Raw genomic sequence first — 17815 nt, forward strand, 5'->3', positions numbered from 1 at the left:
GAGCTGCATGTCCCCGGTGGAAATCACCCCGGAGTTCAATCCGTTGCGTTCGCCCTCCGACTATCGCCTGAACCGGATCGCGGGGCCCTCCAGCCTCGTCATCTTCGGCGTTACCGGAGACCTGTCGCGGAAGAAACTCATGCCCGCCGTCTATGACCTGGCCAACCGGGGGCTTTTGCCGCCGGGGTTCGCCCTCGTCGGGTTCGCCCGCCGGGATTGGGACAACCAGGACTTCATGCAGGTGGTGCACGACTCTGTCAAGGAGTACGCACGCACCGAGTTCCACGAGGATGTCTGGGCCCAGTTGGCCGAGGGCATCCGCTTCGTGCCTGGCACCTTCGACGACGACGCCGCGTTCGAGCTCCTCAAGGAAACCATTGAGGAGCTCGACCGCGAGCGGGGAACCATGGGCAACCATGCGTTCTACCTGTCGATCCCCCCGAAGGCGTTCCCCCAGGTGACCGAGCAGCTGCGCAGGTCCGGCCTGGCGGAGCAGAAGAACGGTCAATGGCGACGTGTCGTCATCGAGAAGCCGTTCGGTAGCGACCTCAAAACGGCTCGCGAGCTCAACGACGTCGTCGAGTCGGTCTTCCCGGCCGATTCGGTGTTCCGCATCGACCACTACCTGGGCAAGGAGACGGTGCAGAACATTCTGGCGCTGCGCTTCGCGAACCAGTTGTACGAACCGATCTGGAACGCCAACTACGTCGACCACGTGCAGATCACCATGGCCGAAGACATCGGCGTCGGCGGACGTGCCGGCTACTACGACGGAATCGGCGCCGCCCGCGACGTCATCCAGAACCACCTGCTGCAGCTGTTGGCGCTCACCGCGATGGAGGAGCCCATCTCCTTCGACGCCGCCGACCTGCGCACCGAGAAAGAAAAAGTCCTCGCCTCCGTGCGCCTGCCGGAAGACCTGGCAACGGGGACCGCCCGTGGCCAGTACGCCGGCGGCTGGCAGGGTGGCGAGAAGATCCTCGGGTTCCTCGAGGAAGACGGCATGAACCCCGAGTCGCTGACCGAAACCTACGCCGCTCTGCGCCTCGAGATCGACACCCGGCGTTGGTCGGGTGTGCCGTTCTATCTCCGCGCCGGCAAGCGCCTCGGCCGCCGGGTCACCGAGATCGCCGTTGTCTTCAAGCGGGCACCGCAGTACCTCTTCGAGAAGAGCCAGACGGCCGCACTGGGCGAGAACGCCCTGGTCATCAGGGTCCAGCCCGATGAGGGCGTCACGATCCGGTTCGGCTCTAAGGTTCCCGGTGTCGGCATGCAAGTGCGCGACGTGACCATGGACTTCGGCTACGGTCACGCGTTCACCGAAGCCAGCCCCGAGGCTTACGAACGTCTGATCCTGGACGTGTTGCTGGGCGACCCGCCGCTCTTCCCCCGCCACGAGGAAGTCGAGTTGTCCTGGAAGATTCTCGACCCGATCGAAGAATTCTGGACCACCCAGGGCCAGCCGGAACAATACCGACCCGGAACCTGGGGGCCCGCATCAGCCGACGAACTGCTGTCACGAGACGGCCGGAACTGGAGACGCCCATGATCGTCGATCTGCCGGACACCACCACGGCCAAGATCTCCAAGGCCCTGGTGCGCATCAGGGAAGAGGGCGGCGCTGTCGCCCTCGGCCGGGTGCTCACCCTCATCATCGCGGCCGAGCTCGGCCACGAGGAAGATGCCATCGAGGCCGCGAACGATGCGTCTCGTGAGCACCCGATGCGGGTCATCGTGCTCTCCACCCAGGCAGAGGGCACCGCAGCGCACGAACCCAGGGTGGACGCTGAGATCCGGGTCGGCGGAGACGCCGGCGCGAGCGAGGTCATCGTGCTGCGCGCCTACGGTGACGCCGCCAGCGACCCGGAGAGCCTCGTCACCGGACTCCTGCTGCCCGACGCCCCCGTCGTGGCCTGGTGGCCCGGCGAGGCCCCTGCGGTGCCCGCCGAGTCGCCGTTGGGACGCATCGCCTACCGGCGAATCACCGACGCGTCCGCTCAGCCCGACCCGCAGGCCGCTCTCACGCGCATCTGTTCCACCTACCGGCCGGGTGACACCGACTTCGCCTGGACGCGGTTGACCCTGTGGCGTGCTCAGCTCGCCGCGGTGTTGGACCAGCCGCCGTACGAGTCCATCACCGCCGTGTCCGTCAGCGGTGCGCTGGACTCCCCCTCCACCACCCTGCTCGCGGCCTGGTTGCAGCTGCAGCTGCAGGTGCCGGTCGACTACGAACTCACGTCGGGCCAGCACGCGAACGGCATCCACGGCGTGCACCTCACCCGGGCGTCCGGGGTGATCTCGCTCGAGCGCGAGGTCCCCGGCATCGCCACCCTCACGCAGTCCGGCCAGCCCGTGCAGGACCTGACCCTCAAGCGCCGCAGCCTGCGCGACTGCCTGAGCGACGAGCTGCGCCGCCTCGACCCCGACGAACTGTACGGCGAGGTCATCACCCGCGGCCTGCCCCAACTGGCGGGTCCCACCACATCGACCGGAGACCACTCATGACACACGACAGGCGCGTGCTCGTACACGCCGACAAGTCGGCCCTGATCGACTCGGTCGCCGCCCGATTCATCACCAAGATGGCCGACATCCTGCACGAGCAGGGACACGCCCACGTGGTCCTGACCGGCGGAACCGTCGGAACCGGTGTGCTCGAAGCCATCAACGCCTCCCCCGACCGCGACAGCGTGGACTGGGCCAAGATCGACTTCTGGTGGGGCGACGAGCGCTGGGTTCCGCGCACGCACGCCGACCGCAACGAGGTACAGGCGCGTGCGGCATTGCTGGACCATATCGACATCCCCGCAGCGAACGTGCACTCGTTCCCGGCGTCGGATGAGGGCCTGGACCTGGATGCCGCCGCCGATCGTTACGCGGCCGAGCTCAAGACCAAGGCGGCACCGGATTCTTTGGTGCCCCAGTTCGACGTCACCTTCCTCGGGGTCGGGCCTGACGGCCACATCGCGTCGCTTTTCCCGCACATGCAGGGTATCCGGGAGAACGACCTCACGGTCATCGCGGTGCTGAACTCCCCCAAGCCCCCTTCGGAGCGGCTCAGCCTCACCCGATGGGTGATCAACTCGTCCGAGCGCATCTGGCTCGTTGTGTCCGGCACCGACAAGGCGTCGGCGCTCGGCCTGGCGCTGGCCGGCGCGAGTCGTGACGAGGTGCCCGTCGCCGGCATCCGCGGTCGCCACTACACCGATTTCTTCGTCGACGGCGAGGCCGCCGCGGAGGTTCCGGAGAACCTGATCGCTCAGCCGCACTGAGCCCGTCAGACACTGAAAAAGCGCATCGGTTCCTCGGAACCGATGCGCTTTTTGTTGTGTCAGCTAGTTGGTGGCGCTGAGCTTCCCGCGACGCACCCGAAGCTGCTGGAGAGCCTCCTCCAGGAGGGATTCCGCTTCCTCTTCGGTGCGGCGTTCCTTCACGTAGGCCAGGTGCGTCTTGTACGGTTCCAGCTTGACCACCGACGGCGGGTTCTCTTTGTCCCGACCGGCGGGGAGTCCCGACGACGGGCAATCGATGGTGTCGGGGATCTCTTCGTCAGGCAGGTTCGCGGCGAAGTACCGAACGGTCTCGTTGCCGAGTGCGTCCCAGTAGGAGACGCGGATGCGATCAGCGTGAAAACCACGGTCCTGCTCGCCCATGGGGCCGGCTCCGACTCGCGAGCCGCGAATTGCGCTTCCACCAGATGCCATTGTGTTCCTCCGCTTTAAAAACTGTTCGGCGTGTTCGGGTTGTACTGCTGCGTTCCGGTCCCGCCGTGGGTGACCGGATACGGTTGGCGTCGCGGGTGGGGTCCCGCGACGCTACGACGTCGTTAGGCGCCGGTATCGAATTTGGTGATCAAGCCCAGCACGACGATGCAGGAAATCCACAGTACGGCCAGGATGATGGTGATGCGGTTGAGGTTACGTTCCGCAACGCCGGAGGCCCCGAGGTTCGAGGTGACCCCACCGCCGAACATGTCGGATAGACCCCCACCGCGCCCCTTGTGGAGCAAAATGAGCATGGTGAGCAGGAGGCTCGTGATGCCGAGCAAAACCTGCAATACAACCTGGAGAATCTCCACGCGAAACCTTTCACAAAACGATGGGCGCTAGAGCTCCACCAAGACCACTGGCAATTATAGCCTGACGGCAAACAAAACCCGCCGCACCCCCCGGAGGGGGTACGACGGGCCCACTTTACAGTCCGACGTGCTTCTGGAAGCGAACGATGCTGGAGAACTCGGTGATGTCCAGGCTCGCGCCTCCCACCAGTGCTCCGTCAACGTTCGGTTCCTTCATGAAGCCGGCGATGTTGACGCCCTTGACCGAACCCCCGTAGAGGATCCGGGTCTTGTCGGCGACGTCCTGGCCGAGCACCTCGGCCAGAGTCAGCCGCAGCGCGGCCGCAACCTGTTCTGCCTGGTCGGGCGTTGCCGCCTGGCCGGAGCCGATGGCCCAGACCGGTTCGTACGCCACGACGATGTCCGCGGCGTTGTCTACTCCGGCAAGCGCAGCCTTGAGCTGTGCGACCGGAACGGCGCTGGGACCGTGCAGTTCCAGGTCTGCGGCGGTTTCGCCGACGCAGATGATGGGAACCAGGTTGTGCTTCAACGCGGCGGTCACCTTGGCGGCGACGACCTCGTCGGTCTCGTTGTGCAGGGTGCGTCGCTCAGAGTGGCCGATCAGCACGTACTGGCATTCAAGCGCGGCCAGGAAGGCGGCCGAGATCTCGCCGGTGTACGCGCCGGACTCCTGAGTGGAGACGTCCTGTCCGCCGTAGGCCAGGGGCAGCTTGTCCGCTGCGACCAGCGTCTGCACGCTGCGCAGGTCGGTGAACGGCGGGAACACGGCGACCTCGGTGGAGGTGAAGTCGTGTCCGGCGTCCTTGAGGCTCCACGCCAGCTTCTGCACGAAGGCGATGGCCTGGAGGTGGTCCAGGTTCATCTTCCAGTTTCCTGCAATCAGGGGAACACGCGTGTTTACTGCCATCCGAGGACCTCCAGTCCTGGCAGTCGCTTACCCTCGAGGAACTCGAGGCTGGCGCCACCGCCGGTAGAAATATGACCGAACTGGTCATCGTTGAAACCGAGGATGCGCACGGCAGCGGCGGAGTCTCCTCCGCCGACAACGCTGAGCCCATTGACCTCGGTGAGTGCGGCGGCAACCGTGCGGGTGCCGTCCGCGAAGGGTGCCAGTTCGAAAACGCCCATCGGGCCGTTCCAGAACACGGTCTTCGACACCCGGATGATTGCAGCGAATGCGGCCGCGGTGTCGGGTCCGATGTCCAGGCCCAGTCCGGCAGCGCCGAACGGGGTGTCCTCGATCTGATCGGCCGGCGTGGTGACGTACTCGGCGTCTGCCCCGAACTTGGAGGCGACGACGACGTCGGTCGGCAGGACGATCTTCACACCGAGACGGTCGGCCTCGGCGAGGTAACCGCGAACGGTCTCGATCTGGTCGACCTCGAGCAGGCTGGCGCCGACCTTGTGGCCTTGGGCCGCGAGGAAGGTGAACAGCATGCCGCCGCCGATCAGGAGCGAGTTCACCCGCGGCAGCAGGTGGCCGATGACCCCGAGCTTGTCCGACACCTTCGAGCCGCCGAGGATCACCGTGTACGGCGCCTCGGGCTTCTCGGTGAGGCGGTCGAGTACGTCGAGCTCTGCTGCGATGAGCAGGCCGGCCGCGCTCGGCAGGATCTGGGCCAGGTCGAAGACGCTGGCCTGCTTGCGGTGGACGACGCCGAAGCCGTCGGAGACCAGGGCATCGCCGAGCGCCGAGAGCTCGGTGGCGAAGGCCACCCGCTCGGTTTCGACCTTGCTGGTTTCGCCCGCGTTGAAGCGCAGGTTCTCCAGTACGACGATGTCACCGTCTGTCAGAGCCGCGACCGCGGCCTGGGCAGATTCTCCGACGGTGTCGGTGGCGAACGCCACCGGGGAACCGATCAGTTCGGCCAGACGCGCCGCAACGGGCGCCAGGCTGTACTTGGGGTTGACCTGGCCGTCAGGGCGCCCGAGGTGAGAAACGATCACCAGACGGGCACCCTGCTCGACCAGAGCCTTGAGGGTGGGCAGGGACGCCCGCACGCGGCCATCGTCGGTGATCTGACCGTCCTTCAACGGAACGTTCAGATCACACCGAACGATGACGCGCTTGCCGTGGAGCGATCCCAGCGATTCGATAGTGCGAAGCGTCACTGCGTGTCCCTTAGTTAGATGCGCTCGGCGACGAACTCGGTGAGGTCAACCATGCGGTTGGAGTAGCCCCACTCGTTGTCGTACCAGGAGGACAGCTTGACCTGGTCGCCCAGGACGCGCAGCAGGCCGGCGTCGAAGATCGAGGAGTGCGGGTCGGTCACGATGTCGCTGGAGACGATCTCGTCCTCGGTGTACATCAGGATGCCCTTGAGGGGGCCCTCTGCTGCTGCCTTGTACGCGGCCTTGATGGCTTCGACGGTGACCGGCTTCTCGGCGATGACGGTCAGGTCGGTGATGGAACCGGTGGGCACGGGTACGCGCAGGGCGAAGCCGTCAAGCTTGCCGGCGAGCTCCGGGAGGACGATGCCCAGGGCCTTGGCGGCGCCGGTCGAGGTCGGGATGATGTTGACGGCGGCGGCGCGGGCGCGACGCAGGTCGCTGTGCGGGCCATCCTGCAGGTTCTGGTCTGCGGTGTACGCGTGGATGGTGGTCATCAGGCCACTCTTGATGCCGAAGTTGTCGTTGAAGACCTTGGCCAGCGGTGCGAGGCAGTTCGTGGTGCAGGACGCGTTGGAGATGATGTCGAACTTCGCGGAGTCGTAGGTCTCCTCGTTGACGCCCATGACGATCGTCGCAACGTCGCCGGTGGCGGGAGCGGAGACGATGACCTTCTTGGCACCGGCGGTGATGTGCTTGCGCGCATCGTCGGCCTTGGTGAAGCGACCGGTCGACTCGATCACGATGTCGACGCCCAGGGCGCCCCAGGGGAGGTTGGCCGGGTCGCGCTCGGCGAGAACCTTGATCGGCTTGCCGTTGACGAGGATGGAGTCGCCCTCGACGGAGACGGTGGCGTCCAGACGGCCCGTGATGGAGTCGTATTTGAGGAGGTGCGCCAGGGTCTTGGTGTCGGTGAGGTCGTTGACGGCGACAATTTCGATGTCGCTGCCCTGGGCCAGTGCGGCGCGCAGGTAGTTGCGGCCAATGCGGCCAAATCCGTTAATGCCAATCTTTACAGACAAAATAGCTCCTGTTATTGATGACGCGTGTGGCGCCGGGTGGTGGGAAGGAAAAGAACTGAAGGTGTTAGTGGGGAGACTCTAGGAGAGCAGCAGGAGTCCGCTGGTCTTCTCGCGAGCGGCGACGAATCGCGCCTGGACGTTCTCCCAGTCGACGATGTTCCAGAACGCCTTGACGTAGTCGGCGCGCACGTTCTGGTAGTCGAGGTAGTAGGCGTGCTCCCAGACATCGAGCATGAGGATCGGTACCGTGCCGGCCGCGAAGTTGGCCTGCTGGTCGAAGAACTGCTGGATGATCAGGCGCTGACCGATGGAGTCCCAGGCCAGCACTGACCAGCCGGAACCCTGCACGCCCATCGCGGTGGCCGCGAAGTGCGCCTGGAACTTATCAAAGGAACCGAAGAAGTCGTCGATTGCGCTGGCCAGTTCACCGACCGGCTTGTCGCCACCGTTCGGGGACATGTTGGTCCAGAAGATCGAGTGGTTGACGTGGCCGCCGAGGTTGAACGCGAGGTCCTTCTCGAGCTTGTTGACGTACACGAGACTGCCTGAGTCGCGAGCCTCCGCCAGCTGGGCGAGGGCGGTGTTGGCGCCGGTCACGTAGGCCTGGTGGTGCTTGCTGTGGTGGAGTTCCATGATGGTGCCGCTGATACTCGGCGCGAGCGCAGAGTAGTCGTAAGCCAGTTCAGGCAGGGTGTATTCGGCCATAGCTCGTATCTCCTCATTGTGTGGCAGCGACGCGATTTCTCTCGTCATCTGCACTGTAAGTGACCTTTTTAGTCTACTCAGGTGAATAGGGGACGTTAGTCCCCTCTTACCGGTGTGCAGGCCGTCAGCGGAGGGGTGATCAGACGTCGTCGAGATCGGCCGGCAGGTTGGCGTCGGTGCCGGGGATGCCCAGGTCGACGGCCTTCTTGTCTGCCATCGCCAGGAGGCGCCGGATCCGGCCCGCCACCGCGTCCTTGGTCATGGGCGGGTCGGCGTGGTGGCCGAGTTCGTCGAGGCTGGAGTCCCGGAAGGACAGGCGCAACTCCCCCGCATATCGCAGGTGTTCCGGGATGTCGTCGCCGAGGATCTCCATCGCCCTGTCGACCCGGGCGCACGCCGCGACCGCGGCCTGGGCGGAGCGGCGCAGGTTGGCGTCGTCGAAGTTCACCAGGCGGTTGGCCGTGGCACGCACCTCGCGGCGTTGGCGCAGCGCTTCCCAGTTGAGCACGGTTTCCGCGGCGCCCATCTGCACGAGCATCGCGCCGATGGCGTCACCGTCACGGATGACGACGCGGTGGACGCCGCGTACCTCGCGGGCCTTCGCGACGATGCCGAGGCGCCCGGCGGCACCCACGATGGCCATGGCGGCCTCGTTGCCCGGGCAGACGACTTCGAGGGCGGCGGAGCGACCGGGGTCGGTCAGCGAGCCGGCCGCGAGGAACGCACCACGCCAGACCGCGGCGATCTCTTCCTTCGAACCCGTCGTCAGACGGTTGGGCAGTCCACGGATGGGGCGGCGGCGGGCGTCGAGCAGTCCCGTCTGCCTGGCCAGTGTTTCGCCGCCGTCGAGCACCCGCACGAGGTAGTGGTTGGTGCGGCGGAGCCCGGACGCCGTGATCACAGACACGTCGCTGCGCACGCCGTACAGTTCGGCGAGGTCCTTCCGCACCCGGCGGGCCAACAGCGGGGTATCGAGTTCCGACTCGATGGCGATTCGACCGGAGATCATGTGCAGACCGCCGGAGAAACGCAGGATCGTCGCCAGTTCGGCCGCGCGAACCGTGGTCTTCGAAACCTCGACGCGGGATAGTTCATCTTTGACGTCGATGGTGAGTGCCAATCGTCATTTCCATTCTGTTGTTCGGGCCGGCCGTCACGTTGGACGGCAGACCGTGTCGTTATTCTCGTCCGAGGTCGCGGTGCTTGAGGCTTACCGCGACGCCGGGAAATTCTTGGAGCAGGCCGGCGAGTTCCCTCGCCATGGCCACCGAGCGGTGCTTGCCTCCGGTGCAGCCGATGGCGATGGTGGCGTGACGCTTGTTCTCGCGCTGGTAGCCGGCGAGCACCGGTCGGACGGCGGCCGCGTAGCTGGTGATGAACTCACGCGCACCGTCCTGGCCGAGCACGTATTCGCTGACCTCGGGGTCGAGGCCGGTGTGCGAGCGAAGTTCGGGGATCCAAAACGGATTCGGCAGGAACCGGGCGTCGGCGACCATGTCGACATCGGTGGGTAACCCGTACTTGAACCCGAAACTCATCACGGTGAGGTGCAGCCCGGCCGCGTTCTCCGCAGCGAAACGCTCGGTGATCGTGGTGGCGAGCTGGTGGATGTTGAGATCCGACGTGTCGATGACGATGTCGCAGGATTCCCGCACGACGGCCAGCCGGGTGCGCTCGGCGGAGATGCCGTCCAGGATCGTCCCCTCACCCTGTAGCGGGTGGGGGCGCCGAACCGCTTCGAATCGGCGGACGAGCACATCGTCACGCGCTTCGAGGAAGATCACCCGGACCTGGGTGCCGCTGCGGAGCGCCTGGACGAGTTCCTGGAAGTCGCCGAAGAAGTCCCGGCCACGGATGTCGACGACGGCCGCGATCTTGGGCAGGCTGGTGCCCGCCCGTCCGACGAGCTCGACCAGCGGGCGCAGCATCTGCGGCGGCAGGTTGTCGACCACGTACCAGCCGAGGTCCTCCAGCGCGTTGGCGACGGTCGATCGACCGGCGCCGGACATGCCGGTAACGATCAGCATTTCCTGCTTTTCGGTGTCCGTGCTCATGCTGGATTACGCCTTCGGTCGAAGTTAGTGAATGTCCAGCCTACCGACCGGGGGGCGTCTCTAGGCGCGCAGGTGCCGGTGAATGCCCTCGGCGAGGGCAGGTCCGATCCCCCGGATCTCGGCGATCGAGTCGACCGACGCCTCTCTGAGGCGGGCGACCGACCCGAAGTGCACCAACAGCACTTTGATGCGGGCGGGGCCCAAGCCGGGAATTTCGCCGAGGATGGTGTTGATGTCCCGCTTTCGTCTGGCGCGCTGATGAGTGATGGCGAAGCGGTGCGCTTCGTCGCGGATGCGTTGGATGAGGAACAAGGCGTCGCTGTTGCGCGGCAGGATCACCGGGTACTCGGAATCCGGCAGCCAGATTTCCTCCAGCCGTTTCGCGATGCCGCACAGGGTGATGCCCTGGACTCCGGACTCCCGCAGGGCGCGTGCCGCTGCCGCGACCTGCGGTTGCCCGCCGTCGACGATGAGCAGGTTCGGTTGGTAGCGGAATTTCGCTCGTTTCGCTGTTGGGTCCGCCTCGTCCGCGGCGGGCTCGTCCGCGCCGGAGGCCTCCGCGACGATCATGCCGTCAAGCGGGTTGGCCGGCACCGCGATGACGCCGCCCTTCGGCAGAGCCTCCGGGGTGGCGTCGTCGGGAACCAGGTAGGCCAGCCGCCGGGTGAGGACCCGATACAGGGAATCGGTGTCGTCGGTGGACTCCGGGACACCGAACCGGCGGTACTCGTCCTTCCGCGGCAGCCCGTCCTCGAAGACCACCATGGAGGCCACGATGTTGGTCCCGCCGAGATGCGACACGTCGTAGCACTCCATCCGGAGCGGGGCGGATTCCATGCCCAGTGCCTCCTGGAGGTCCTCGAGGGCCTTCGATCTGGCGACGAAGTCGGAGCTGCGCCGGGTCTTGTAGAGCATCAGCGCCTGCTTGGCGTTCTGGGTGGCCGTGACCAGCAGGGCGGCCTTCTCGCCGCGCTGGGCCGCGACGAGCCGCACCTTGCGGTGCGCGATCTCGCCGAGCCAGCCTTCGAGGGCGTCGGCGTCGTCCGGCAGCTCCGGCAGCACGATTTCCCGGGGCGGCACGGCGTCGCCGGTGTACGCGGTCTGCATGATCGAGTCGATCAGTTCACTGATGCTCAGGTCAAGTTCCTTGTCGACGACCCAGCCGCGCACACCGCGGATGCGCCCGCCGCGCACGATGAACAGCTGAACGGCCGCGGCGAGCTCGTCCTGTTCGATCGCGAACAGGTCGATGTCGACGTTGTCGCGCAGCACGACGGCGCTCTTCTCCAGCACGGCGTTGAGCGCCTTCACCTGGTCGCGCCGCCTGGCGGCGGTTTCGTAGTCCTGCGCCAGAGCGGCGTCCTTCATCTGGGCCGTGAGGCTGTTGATGAGCTTGCGATCCTGGCTGCCCATGAAACCGACGAATTCGTTGACGATCTTGCGGTGTTCCTCGATGCCCACCTTGCCGGAGCAGGGCCCGAAGCAGCGACCGATCTGGCCGGCGAAGCAGGGCTTGCCCGACTGCATGGCACGCTTGTAGTTGGCGTTGTTGCAGGTGCGGATCGGGAAGGCCTTGAGCATCAGGTCGATGGTCTCGTGCACGGCCCACACCTTGGGGTACGGCCCGAAGTAGCGGGCGCCCTTGATGCCGGACGTGCGGGTCACGAGCGCCCGCGGTGCCTCGTCCGCCAGGGTCACCGCGAGGTACGGGTACGACTTGTCGTCCTTGAACTGCACGTTGAACGGCGGGTCGAATTCGTTGATCCAGGTCCACTCGAGCTGCAGCGCCTCGATCTCTGTGCCCACGGTCGTCCATTCGACGCTGGTCGCCGTCGTCACCATCCGCCTGGTGCGTTCGTGCAGGCTGCTCAGCGGCGCGAAGTAGTTACTCAGCCGGGCACGCAGGTTCTTGGCCTTGCCGACGTACAGCACCCGTCGGGAGGCGTCGCGAAACCTGTAGACACCGGGTTGGGTGGGGATCTCCCCGGGCTTGGGGCGATAGCTCAGAGCGTCAGACATGTTCTCCTGCGCCTACCGTGTGGCGAGGACCTCCTTCAGGAATGTTCCGGTGTGGCTCTTCTTCACTGTCGCGACGTGCTCGGGCGTTCCGGTGGCGAGCACCTTGCCCCCGCCGGAACCGCCCTCCGGACCCAGGTCGATGACCCAGTCGGCCGACTTGATCACGTCGAGGTTGTGCTCGATGACGATGACGGTGTTGCCCTTGTCGACGAGGCTGTTCAGCACCAGCAGGAGCTTCCGCACGTCCTCGAAGTGCAGGCCGGTGGTCGGCTCGTCGAGAACGTACACGCTGCGCCCGTTGGAACGGCGCTGCAGTTCCGTGGCCAGCTTGACCCGCTGCGCCTCACCGCCGGAGAGGGTCGTGGCGCTCTGCCCCAGGCGCACATACCCGAGCCCCACCTCGACGAGGGTTTTGAGGAACCGGTGGATCGCCGAGATCGGTTCGAAGAACTCGGCGGCCTCGCTGATCGGCATGTCGAGGACCTCGGCGATGTTCTTGCCCTTGTAGTGCACGGTGAGGGTGTCGCGGTTGTACCGCGCTCCCCCGCAGACCTCACAGGCCACGTACACGTCGGGCAGGAAGTTCATCTCGATCTTGATGGTGCCGTCGCCGGAGCATGCCTCACAGCGGCCGCCCTTGACGTTGAAGCTGAACCTGCCGGGCAGGTAGCCGCGGGCCTTGGCCTCCATGGTCTCGGCGAACAGGTTGCGGATTTTGTCGAACACGCCGGTGTAGGTGGCCGGGTTCGAGCGCGGGGTGCGTCCGATGGGGGCCTGGTCCACGTGGATCACCTTGTCGAGCTGGTCGAGGCCGGTGACCTTCGTGTGCCGGCCGGGCAGCTTCCGGGCGCCGTTGAGCCGGTTGGCGAGGACCCTGTACAGCACGTCGTTGACGAGGGATGATTTGCCGGACCCGCTGACGCCGGTGACGGCGGTGAAGACGCCCAGCGGGAACTTGACCGTGACTTTCCGCAGGTTGTTCGCCTCGGCACCCACCACGGTGATCTCACGGTCGGGGTCCAGAGGCCGACGTGTCGCCGGGGTGGCGATCGACTTCCGGCCGGAGAGGTAGTCCGCGGTGAGGGACTTCGTGTTGGTGAGCAGGTCAGCGTACGACCCCGAGTGCACGACGTGTCCGCCGTTGACGCCGGCGCCCGGTCCGATGTCGACCACCCAGTCAGCGGTCTTGATGGTGTCCTCGTCGTGTTCCACGACGATGAGGGTGTTGCCCAGGTCGCGGAGCGCGACCAGCGTCTCGATGAGGCGCCGGTTGTCGCGCTGGTGCAGCCCGATGCTGGGCTCGTCGAGGACGTAGAGCACCCCGGTCAGTCCCGAACCGATCTGGGTGGCCAGCCGGATGCGTTGGGCCTCGCCGCCGGACAGGGTCGCGGCCGCGCGGGCCAGGCTGAGGTAGTTCAGGCCCACCCGAAGCAGGAAGTCCAGTCGCACCTTGATCTCGCGCAGCACCTGGGCGGCAATGGTCTTCTCGCGTTCGGTGAGTTCGAGCTTGTCCATGAAGTCCCGGGCATCGGCGAGGCTGAGCCGGCAGATATCGGCGATGCTCATATCGTGCACGAGAACGGCGAGTACCTCAGGCTTGAGCCGGGTGCCGTCGCAAACCGGGCAGTCCACCTCGCGCAGGTATTCCCCCCAGCGCTGGCGCTGGGTGTCGGTTTCGGCCTGCAGGAACTGGCGCTCGATGTAGGGCACAACACCTTCGAAACCGGAGGTGTAGCTCATCTCCCGGCCGTAACGGTTCTTCCATTTGACCTTGACCTCGAAGTTGTCGCCGCGCATGACAGCGGTGCGCACCTCGGCCGGGAGCTTCTTCCACGGTGTGTCGAGCGAGAACTTGAGGTCGCGGGCAAGCCCGTCCAGGAGCTTCTCGTAGTACTGGAAGAGTCCCTTGCCCTGGGTGGTCCAGGGCAGTACGACACCCTCAGCGATGCTCAGGTCCGGGTCGCCGAGAAGTAGGTCCTCGTCGACGGACATACGGGTTCCCAGGCCGGAGCATTCGGGGCAGGCACCGAACGGTGCGTTGAACGAGAAGGTGCGCGGTTCGATCTCGGTGAGCTGCACGGGGTGGTTGTTCGGGCAGGAGAGCTTTTCTGAATAGCTCTGCCAGGCCTCGTCGCCGGTGAGGTCGACGAAGTTGACCTGCACGAGGCCGTCGGTGAGCTTGAGCGCCGTCTCAAGGGAGTCGGTGAGCCGGCTGAGCAGGTCGGGGCCGGCCACGAGGCGGTCGACGACCACGGAGATGTCGTGCTTGAGCTGCTTCTTCAGCGTGGGTGGTTCGTTCAACTGGATCTGGACGCCGTCGACCATTGCGCGGGAGTACCCGCCGGCGGCGAGCTCCTTGAACAGGTCGACGAACTCGCCCTTTTTCTGCGACACGATCGGGCTCAGGATCTGGTACCGCACGCCGGTTTCCATTTCCATGAGCTGGTCGGCGATCTGCTGCACGGTCTGCGACTGGATGATCTCCCCGCAAACGGCACAATGCGGGACCCCGATACGTGCCCAGAGCAGGCGCATGTAGTCGTAGATCTCGGTGATGGTGCCCACGGTGGACCGCGGGTTGCGGTTGGTGGATTTCTGGTCGATGGACACGGCGGGGCTGAGCCCCTCGATGAAGTCGACGTCGGGCCTGTCGACCTGCCCGAGGAACTGGCGCGCATAGGCCGACAGGGATTCGACATACCGCCGTTGGCCCTCCGCGAAAATCGTATCGAAGGCGAGCGATGATTTGCCCGACCCGGAGAGACCTGTGAACACCACGAGCGAATCGCGGGGGATGTCGAGGTTGACGTTGTGCAAGTTGTGCACGCGTGCACCACGGACGCTGAGTTGAGAGCCCTGCTCTACCTTGGAAATTGACACCATTCGAGTCTATGCAGTACCACCGACACCGCAGTGCCACCGTCACCGCAGTGCCACCGTCACCGCAGTGCCACCGTCACCGCAGTGCCACCGTCACCGCAGCGCCACCGACAGCGCAGTGCCGCCCGACCCGCTAGCTCAGGTGGCCGGCCTTCTCCATCTGACGCAGCTCCCGCTTGAGCTCGGACACTTCGTCGCGCAGCCTGCCGGCCAATTCGAACTTGAGTTCGCCGGCGGCCTCGAGCATCTGGGCGTTGAGGTCGGCGATGATCGATTCGAGGTCGTTGGCGCCGTTGGCCGCGAGGCCCTTGCGCACCGACGGTGTGGGGCTGCGGCGGCGGGCGTCACGGCCGGCCAGCAGCTCGGCGGTGTCAGCCTCCTCGCGGGAGAGCGCGTCGGTGATGTCGGCGATGCGCTTGCGAAGCGGGGTGGGATCGATGCCGTGCAGGGTGTTGTACTCCACCTGCTTCTCCCGGCGCCGGTCGGTCTCGTCGATGGCCCTGGCCATCGAGTCAGTCATCCTGTCGGCATACATATGCACCTCGCCGGAGACGTTGCGCGCGGCGCGACCGATGGTCTGGATCAGCGAGGTGGACGAGCGCAGGAACCCTTCCTTGTCGGCGTCGAGGATGGCCACCAGGGACACCTCGGGCAGGTCGAGGCCCTCCCGGAGCAGGTTGATGCCCACCAGCACGTCGTACAGGCCCTGGCGCAGCTCGGTGAGCAGCTCCACCCGGCGCAGGGTGTCGACGTCTGAGTGCAGGTACCGCACCCGAACGCCGGCCTCGGTGAGGAAGTCGGTGAGTTCCTCGGCCATCTTCTTGGTCAGGGTGGTCACCAGCACCCGCTCGTTGAGTTCGACGCGCAGACGGATCTGCTCGAGCAGGTCATCGATCTGACCGGCGGACGGCTTGACGATGATCTGCGGGTCGATCAGACCGGTCGGGCGGATGATCTGCTCGACGATGCCGTCGGCGATGCCCATCTCATACTTGCCGGGGGTGGCGGAGAGGTACACGGTCTGGCCGACCCGGCCCTTGAACTCGTTCCACTTGAGCGGGCGGTTGTCCAGCGCGCTGGGCAACCGGAACCCGTGCTCGACCAGGGTGCGCTTGCGTGACGAGTCGCCCTCGAACATGGCGCCGATCTGCGGCACCGTCACATGGGACTCGTCGATGACCACAAGGAAGTCGTCGGGGAAGTAATCGAGCAGGCAGTGCCCGGGCTCCCCCGCGCTTCTCCCGTCGATGTGCCGGGAGTAGTTCTCGATGCCGGAGCAGAATCCGATCTGTTCCATCATCTCCAGGTCGAAGGTGGTCCGCATCCGCAGGCGTTGTGCTTCCAGCAGCTTGCCCTCGCGTTCCAACTGGCCCAGCCGTTCCTCCAGTTCTTCCTTGATCGTCACCATCGCCCGCTGCATGACGTCGGTGCTGGCCACGTAGTGGGAACCGGGGAACACCGACACGGCATCGAGCTTTCGCACGACATCGCCGGTGAGCGGATGCAGGCTGTAGAGCGCCTCGATTTCGTCACCGAACATCTCGATGCGGATGGCGAGTTCTTCGTACATCGGGATGATCTCGATGGTGTCGCCGCGCACCCTGAAGTGGCCGCGGGAGAAGTCGACGTCGTTGCGCTGGTACTGCATGGCCACGAACTTGCGGATCAGCCAGTCCCGGTCAACCTTCTGGCCGACCTGCAGCGCCACCATGGCTTCCAGGTAACCCTCGGGGGTGCCCAGGCCGTAGATGCAGGACACCGTAGAGACGACGATGACGTCGCGTCGGCTGAGCAGCGAGTTGGTGGTGGAGTGCCGGAGCCGTTCGACTTCCTCGTTGATCGAGGAGTCCTTCTCGATGAAGGTGTCGGTCTGCGGCACATACGCCTCTGGCTGGTAGTAGTCGTAGTACGACACGAAGTACTCGACGGCGTTGTTGGGCATCAGTTCGCGGAACTCGTTCACAAGCTGCGCGGCCAGGGTCTTGTTGTGGGCGAGGACCAGGGTGGGGCGTTGTACCTGCTCGATCAGCCAGGCTGTCGTCGCGGACTTGCCGGTTCCGGTGGCGCCGAGCAGCACGATGTCGGTTTCACCGGCGTTGATCCGGCCGGTGAGTTCGGCGATGGCGCCGGGCTGGTCGCCGCTGGGCGTGTACTCGCTCACGACCTCGAAGGGATGAACGGCGCGGGTGGGTTCCATGCTTCCAGTCTAAGGAGCGCCACCGACACTGGAGTCGGAGTGGGCGGGCCGGTGGTTTGCGCGAAGCTTCGAATCCCACAGCCGGTCGACCTGGGCCAGGGTCTCGTCGAGGGAGCCCATCGAGTCGATCACGACGTCGGCGACGGCGAGGCGGTCGGCGTCGCCGGCCTGGGCGCTGATCCGGCGGCGGGCGTCGTCTTCCGGCATGCCGCGCAGCTCGACCATGCGGCGCACCCGAGTCTCGGCTTCGGCGTGGACGACCACGATCAGGTCGAAGGGGTGACCGACGGACGCCTCTACCAACAGGGGAACGTCGTAGACGACGACGGCCTCAGGGTCGGCGCGCTCGGCGGCGGCGATGGCCGCGCTGGAGAGCGCACGCACGGCGGGGTGGACCACGTTGTTGAGGACGCTGAGGGCGGTGGGGTTGCCGAACACTATCGAGCCCAGGCGGGCGCGGTTGAGGCTGCCGTCCTCGGCGATGACTTCGGGGCCGAAGATGTCGGCGATATGGGCCAGCGCATCGGTGCCCGGCGCCACGGCCGCCCGGGCGAGCTGATCGGCGTCGATCACCGCGGCTCCGTGCTCGGCGAATCGCTTCGCCACGGTGCTCTTGCCCGATGCGATCCCGCCGGTCAACCCAATCAAGTACACCGCCCCATGCTAACGGAGGGGCGCTGCTTAACCGGAACAGGCCGGACCCAGAAGGGCCCGGCCTGTGCTGGTCCCGGCATGCGCCGGGCAGGTGATG

At 65.9% G+C, this 17815-nt stretch carries 15 protein-coding genes; 3 read left to right on the forward strand and 12 right to left on the reverse strand.

Going from position 1 to position 17815, the window contains the following annotated elements:
- Positions 1-7 precede the first annotated feature (7 nt).
- Genes zwf through pgl form a run of 3 tightly spaced genes read left to right on the forward strand, consistent with a single transcriptional unit; the run spans position 8 to position 3272 of the window.
- On the forward strand, positions 8-1549 hold the full coding sequence (zwf, locus tag E3O57_RS08575; RefSeq protein WP_088456243.1) for a glucose-6-phosphate dehydrogenase: 1542 nt from the start codon (positions 8-10) through the stop codon (positions 1547-1549).
- Positions 1546-2505, forward strand: coding sequence for a glucose-6-phosphate dehydrogenase assembly protein OpcA (locus E3O57_RS08580; protein ID WP_088456244.1), 960 nt, complete (start codon positions 1546-1548; stop codon positions 2503-2505). Before zwf ends, E3O57_RS08580 begins: the two co-directional genes overlap by 4 nt.
- Positions 2502-3272, forward strand: a complete 771-nt coding sequence (gene pgl, locus E3O57_RS08585; RefSeq protein WP_103479490.1) for a 6-phosphogluconolactonase — start codon at positions 2502-2504, stop codon at positions 3270-3272. Before E3O57_RS08580 ends, pgl begins: the two co-directional genes overlap by 4 nt.
- 63 nt (positions 3273-3335) lie before the next feature.
- Here pgl and E3O57_RS08590 read toward each other — a convergent pair whose 3' ends face one another.
- From E3O57_RS08590 to coaE, 12 genes are all read right to left on the reverse strand, one after another.
- Positions 3336-3704, reverse strand: a complete 369-nt coding sequence (locus E3O57_RS08590) for an RNA polymerase-binding protein RbpA (RefSeq protein ID WP_066595496.1) — start codon at positions 3702-3704, stop codon at positions 3336-3338.
- A gap of 122 nt (positions 3705-3826) precedes the next feature.
- The gene (secG, locus tag E3O57_RS08595; RefSeq protein ID WP_066595498.1) at positions 3827-4078 is read right to left on the reverse strand and encodes a preprotein translocase subunit SecG; all 252 of its coding nucleotides are present in this window, start codon (positions 4076-4078) and stop codon (positions 3827-3829) included.
- Positions 4079-4193: 115 nt separating this feature from the next.
- Positions 4194-4985 (reverse strand): triose-phosphate isomerase, encoded by a 792-nt coding sequence (gene tpiA / locus E3O57_RS08600; protein ID WP_088456246.1) that lies wholly within the window; start codon positions 4983-4985, stop codon positions 4194-4196.
- Positions 4976-6190 carry a phosphoglycerate kinase gene (gene pgk, locus E3O57_RS08605; protein WP_088456247.1) on the reverse strand — a complete coding sequence of 405 codons (1215 nt, stop codon included), beginning with the start codon at positions 6188-6190 and terminating at the stop codon, positions 4976-4978. Before pgk ends, tpiA begins: the two co-directional genes overlap by 10 nt.
- Before the next feature lie 14 nt (positions 6191-6204).
- A complete protein-coding gene (gene gap / locus E3O57_RS08610; RefSeq protein WP_088456248.1) occupies positions 6205-7209 on the reverse strand; it encodes a type I glyceraldehyde-3-phosphate dehydrogenase in 1005 nt (334 codons plus the stop codon).
- Positions 7210-7287: 78 nt separating this feature from the next.
- The gene (locus E3O57_RS08615; RefSeq protein WP_103431864.1) at positions 7288-7914 is read right to left on the reverse strand and encodes a superoxide dismutase; all 627 of its coding nucleotides are present in this window, start codon (positions 7912-7914) and stop codon (positions 7288-7290) included.
- 139 nt (positions 7915-8053) lie between these two features.
- Entirely contained in the window at positions 8054-9034 is a 981-nt protein-coding gene (gene whiA / locus E3O57_RS08620; RefSeq protein ID WP_088456250.1) for a DNA-binding protein WhiA, read from the reverse strand.
- Between the two features lie 58 nt (positions 9035-9092).
- Positions 9093-9968, reverse strand: coding sequence for an RNase adapter RapZ (gene rapZ, locus E3O57_RS08625; RefSeq protein WP_088456251.1), 876 nt, complete (start codon positions 9966-9968; stop codon positions 9093-9095).
- A 60-nt stretch (positions 9969-10028) separates the two neighbouring features.
- Positions 10029-11987, reverse strand: a complete 1959-nt coding sequence (uvrC, locus tag E3O57_RS08630; protein WP_103479491.1) for an excinuclease ABC subunit UvrC — start codon at positions 11985-11987, stop codon at positions 10029-10031.
- Between the two features lie 12 nt (positions 11988-11999).
- Positions 12000-14870 carry an excinuclease ABC subunit UvrA gene (gene uvrA, locus E3O57_RS08635; protein WP_103479492.1) on the reverse strand — a complete coding sequence of 957 codons (2871 nt, stop codon included), beginning with the start codon at positions 14868-14870 and terminating at the stop codon, positions 12000-12002.
- Between the two features lie 130 nt (positions 14871-15000).
- Positions 15001-17064: an excinuclease ABC subunit UvrB gene (gene uvrB / locus E3O57_RS08640; protein ID WP_088456254.1), complete on the reverse strand. Its 2064-nt coding sequence runs from the start codon at positions 17062-17064 to the stop codon at positions 15001-15003.
- 9 nt (positions 17065-17073) lie between these two features.
- On the reverse strand, positions 17074-17718 hold the full coding sequence (coaE, locus tag E3O57_RS08645; protein ID WP_088456255.1) for a dephospho-CoA kinase: 645 nt from the start codon (positions 17716-17718) through the stop codon (positions 17074-17076).
- Positions 17719-17815: the final 97 nt, after the last annotated feature.

It is taken from the genome of Cryobacterium sp. TMN-39-2 (genome assembly GCF_004402745.1).
Lineage (GTDB): Bacteria > Actinomycetota > Actinomycetes > Actinomycetales > Microbacteriaceae > Cryobacterium > Cryobacterium zongtaii.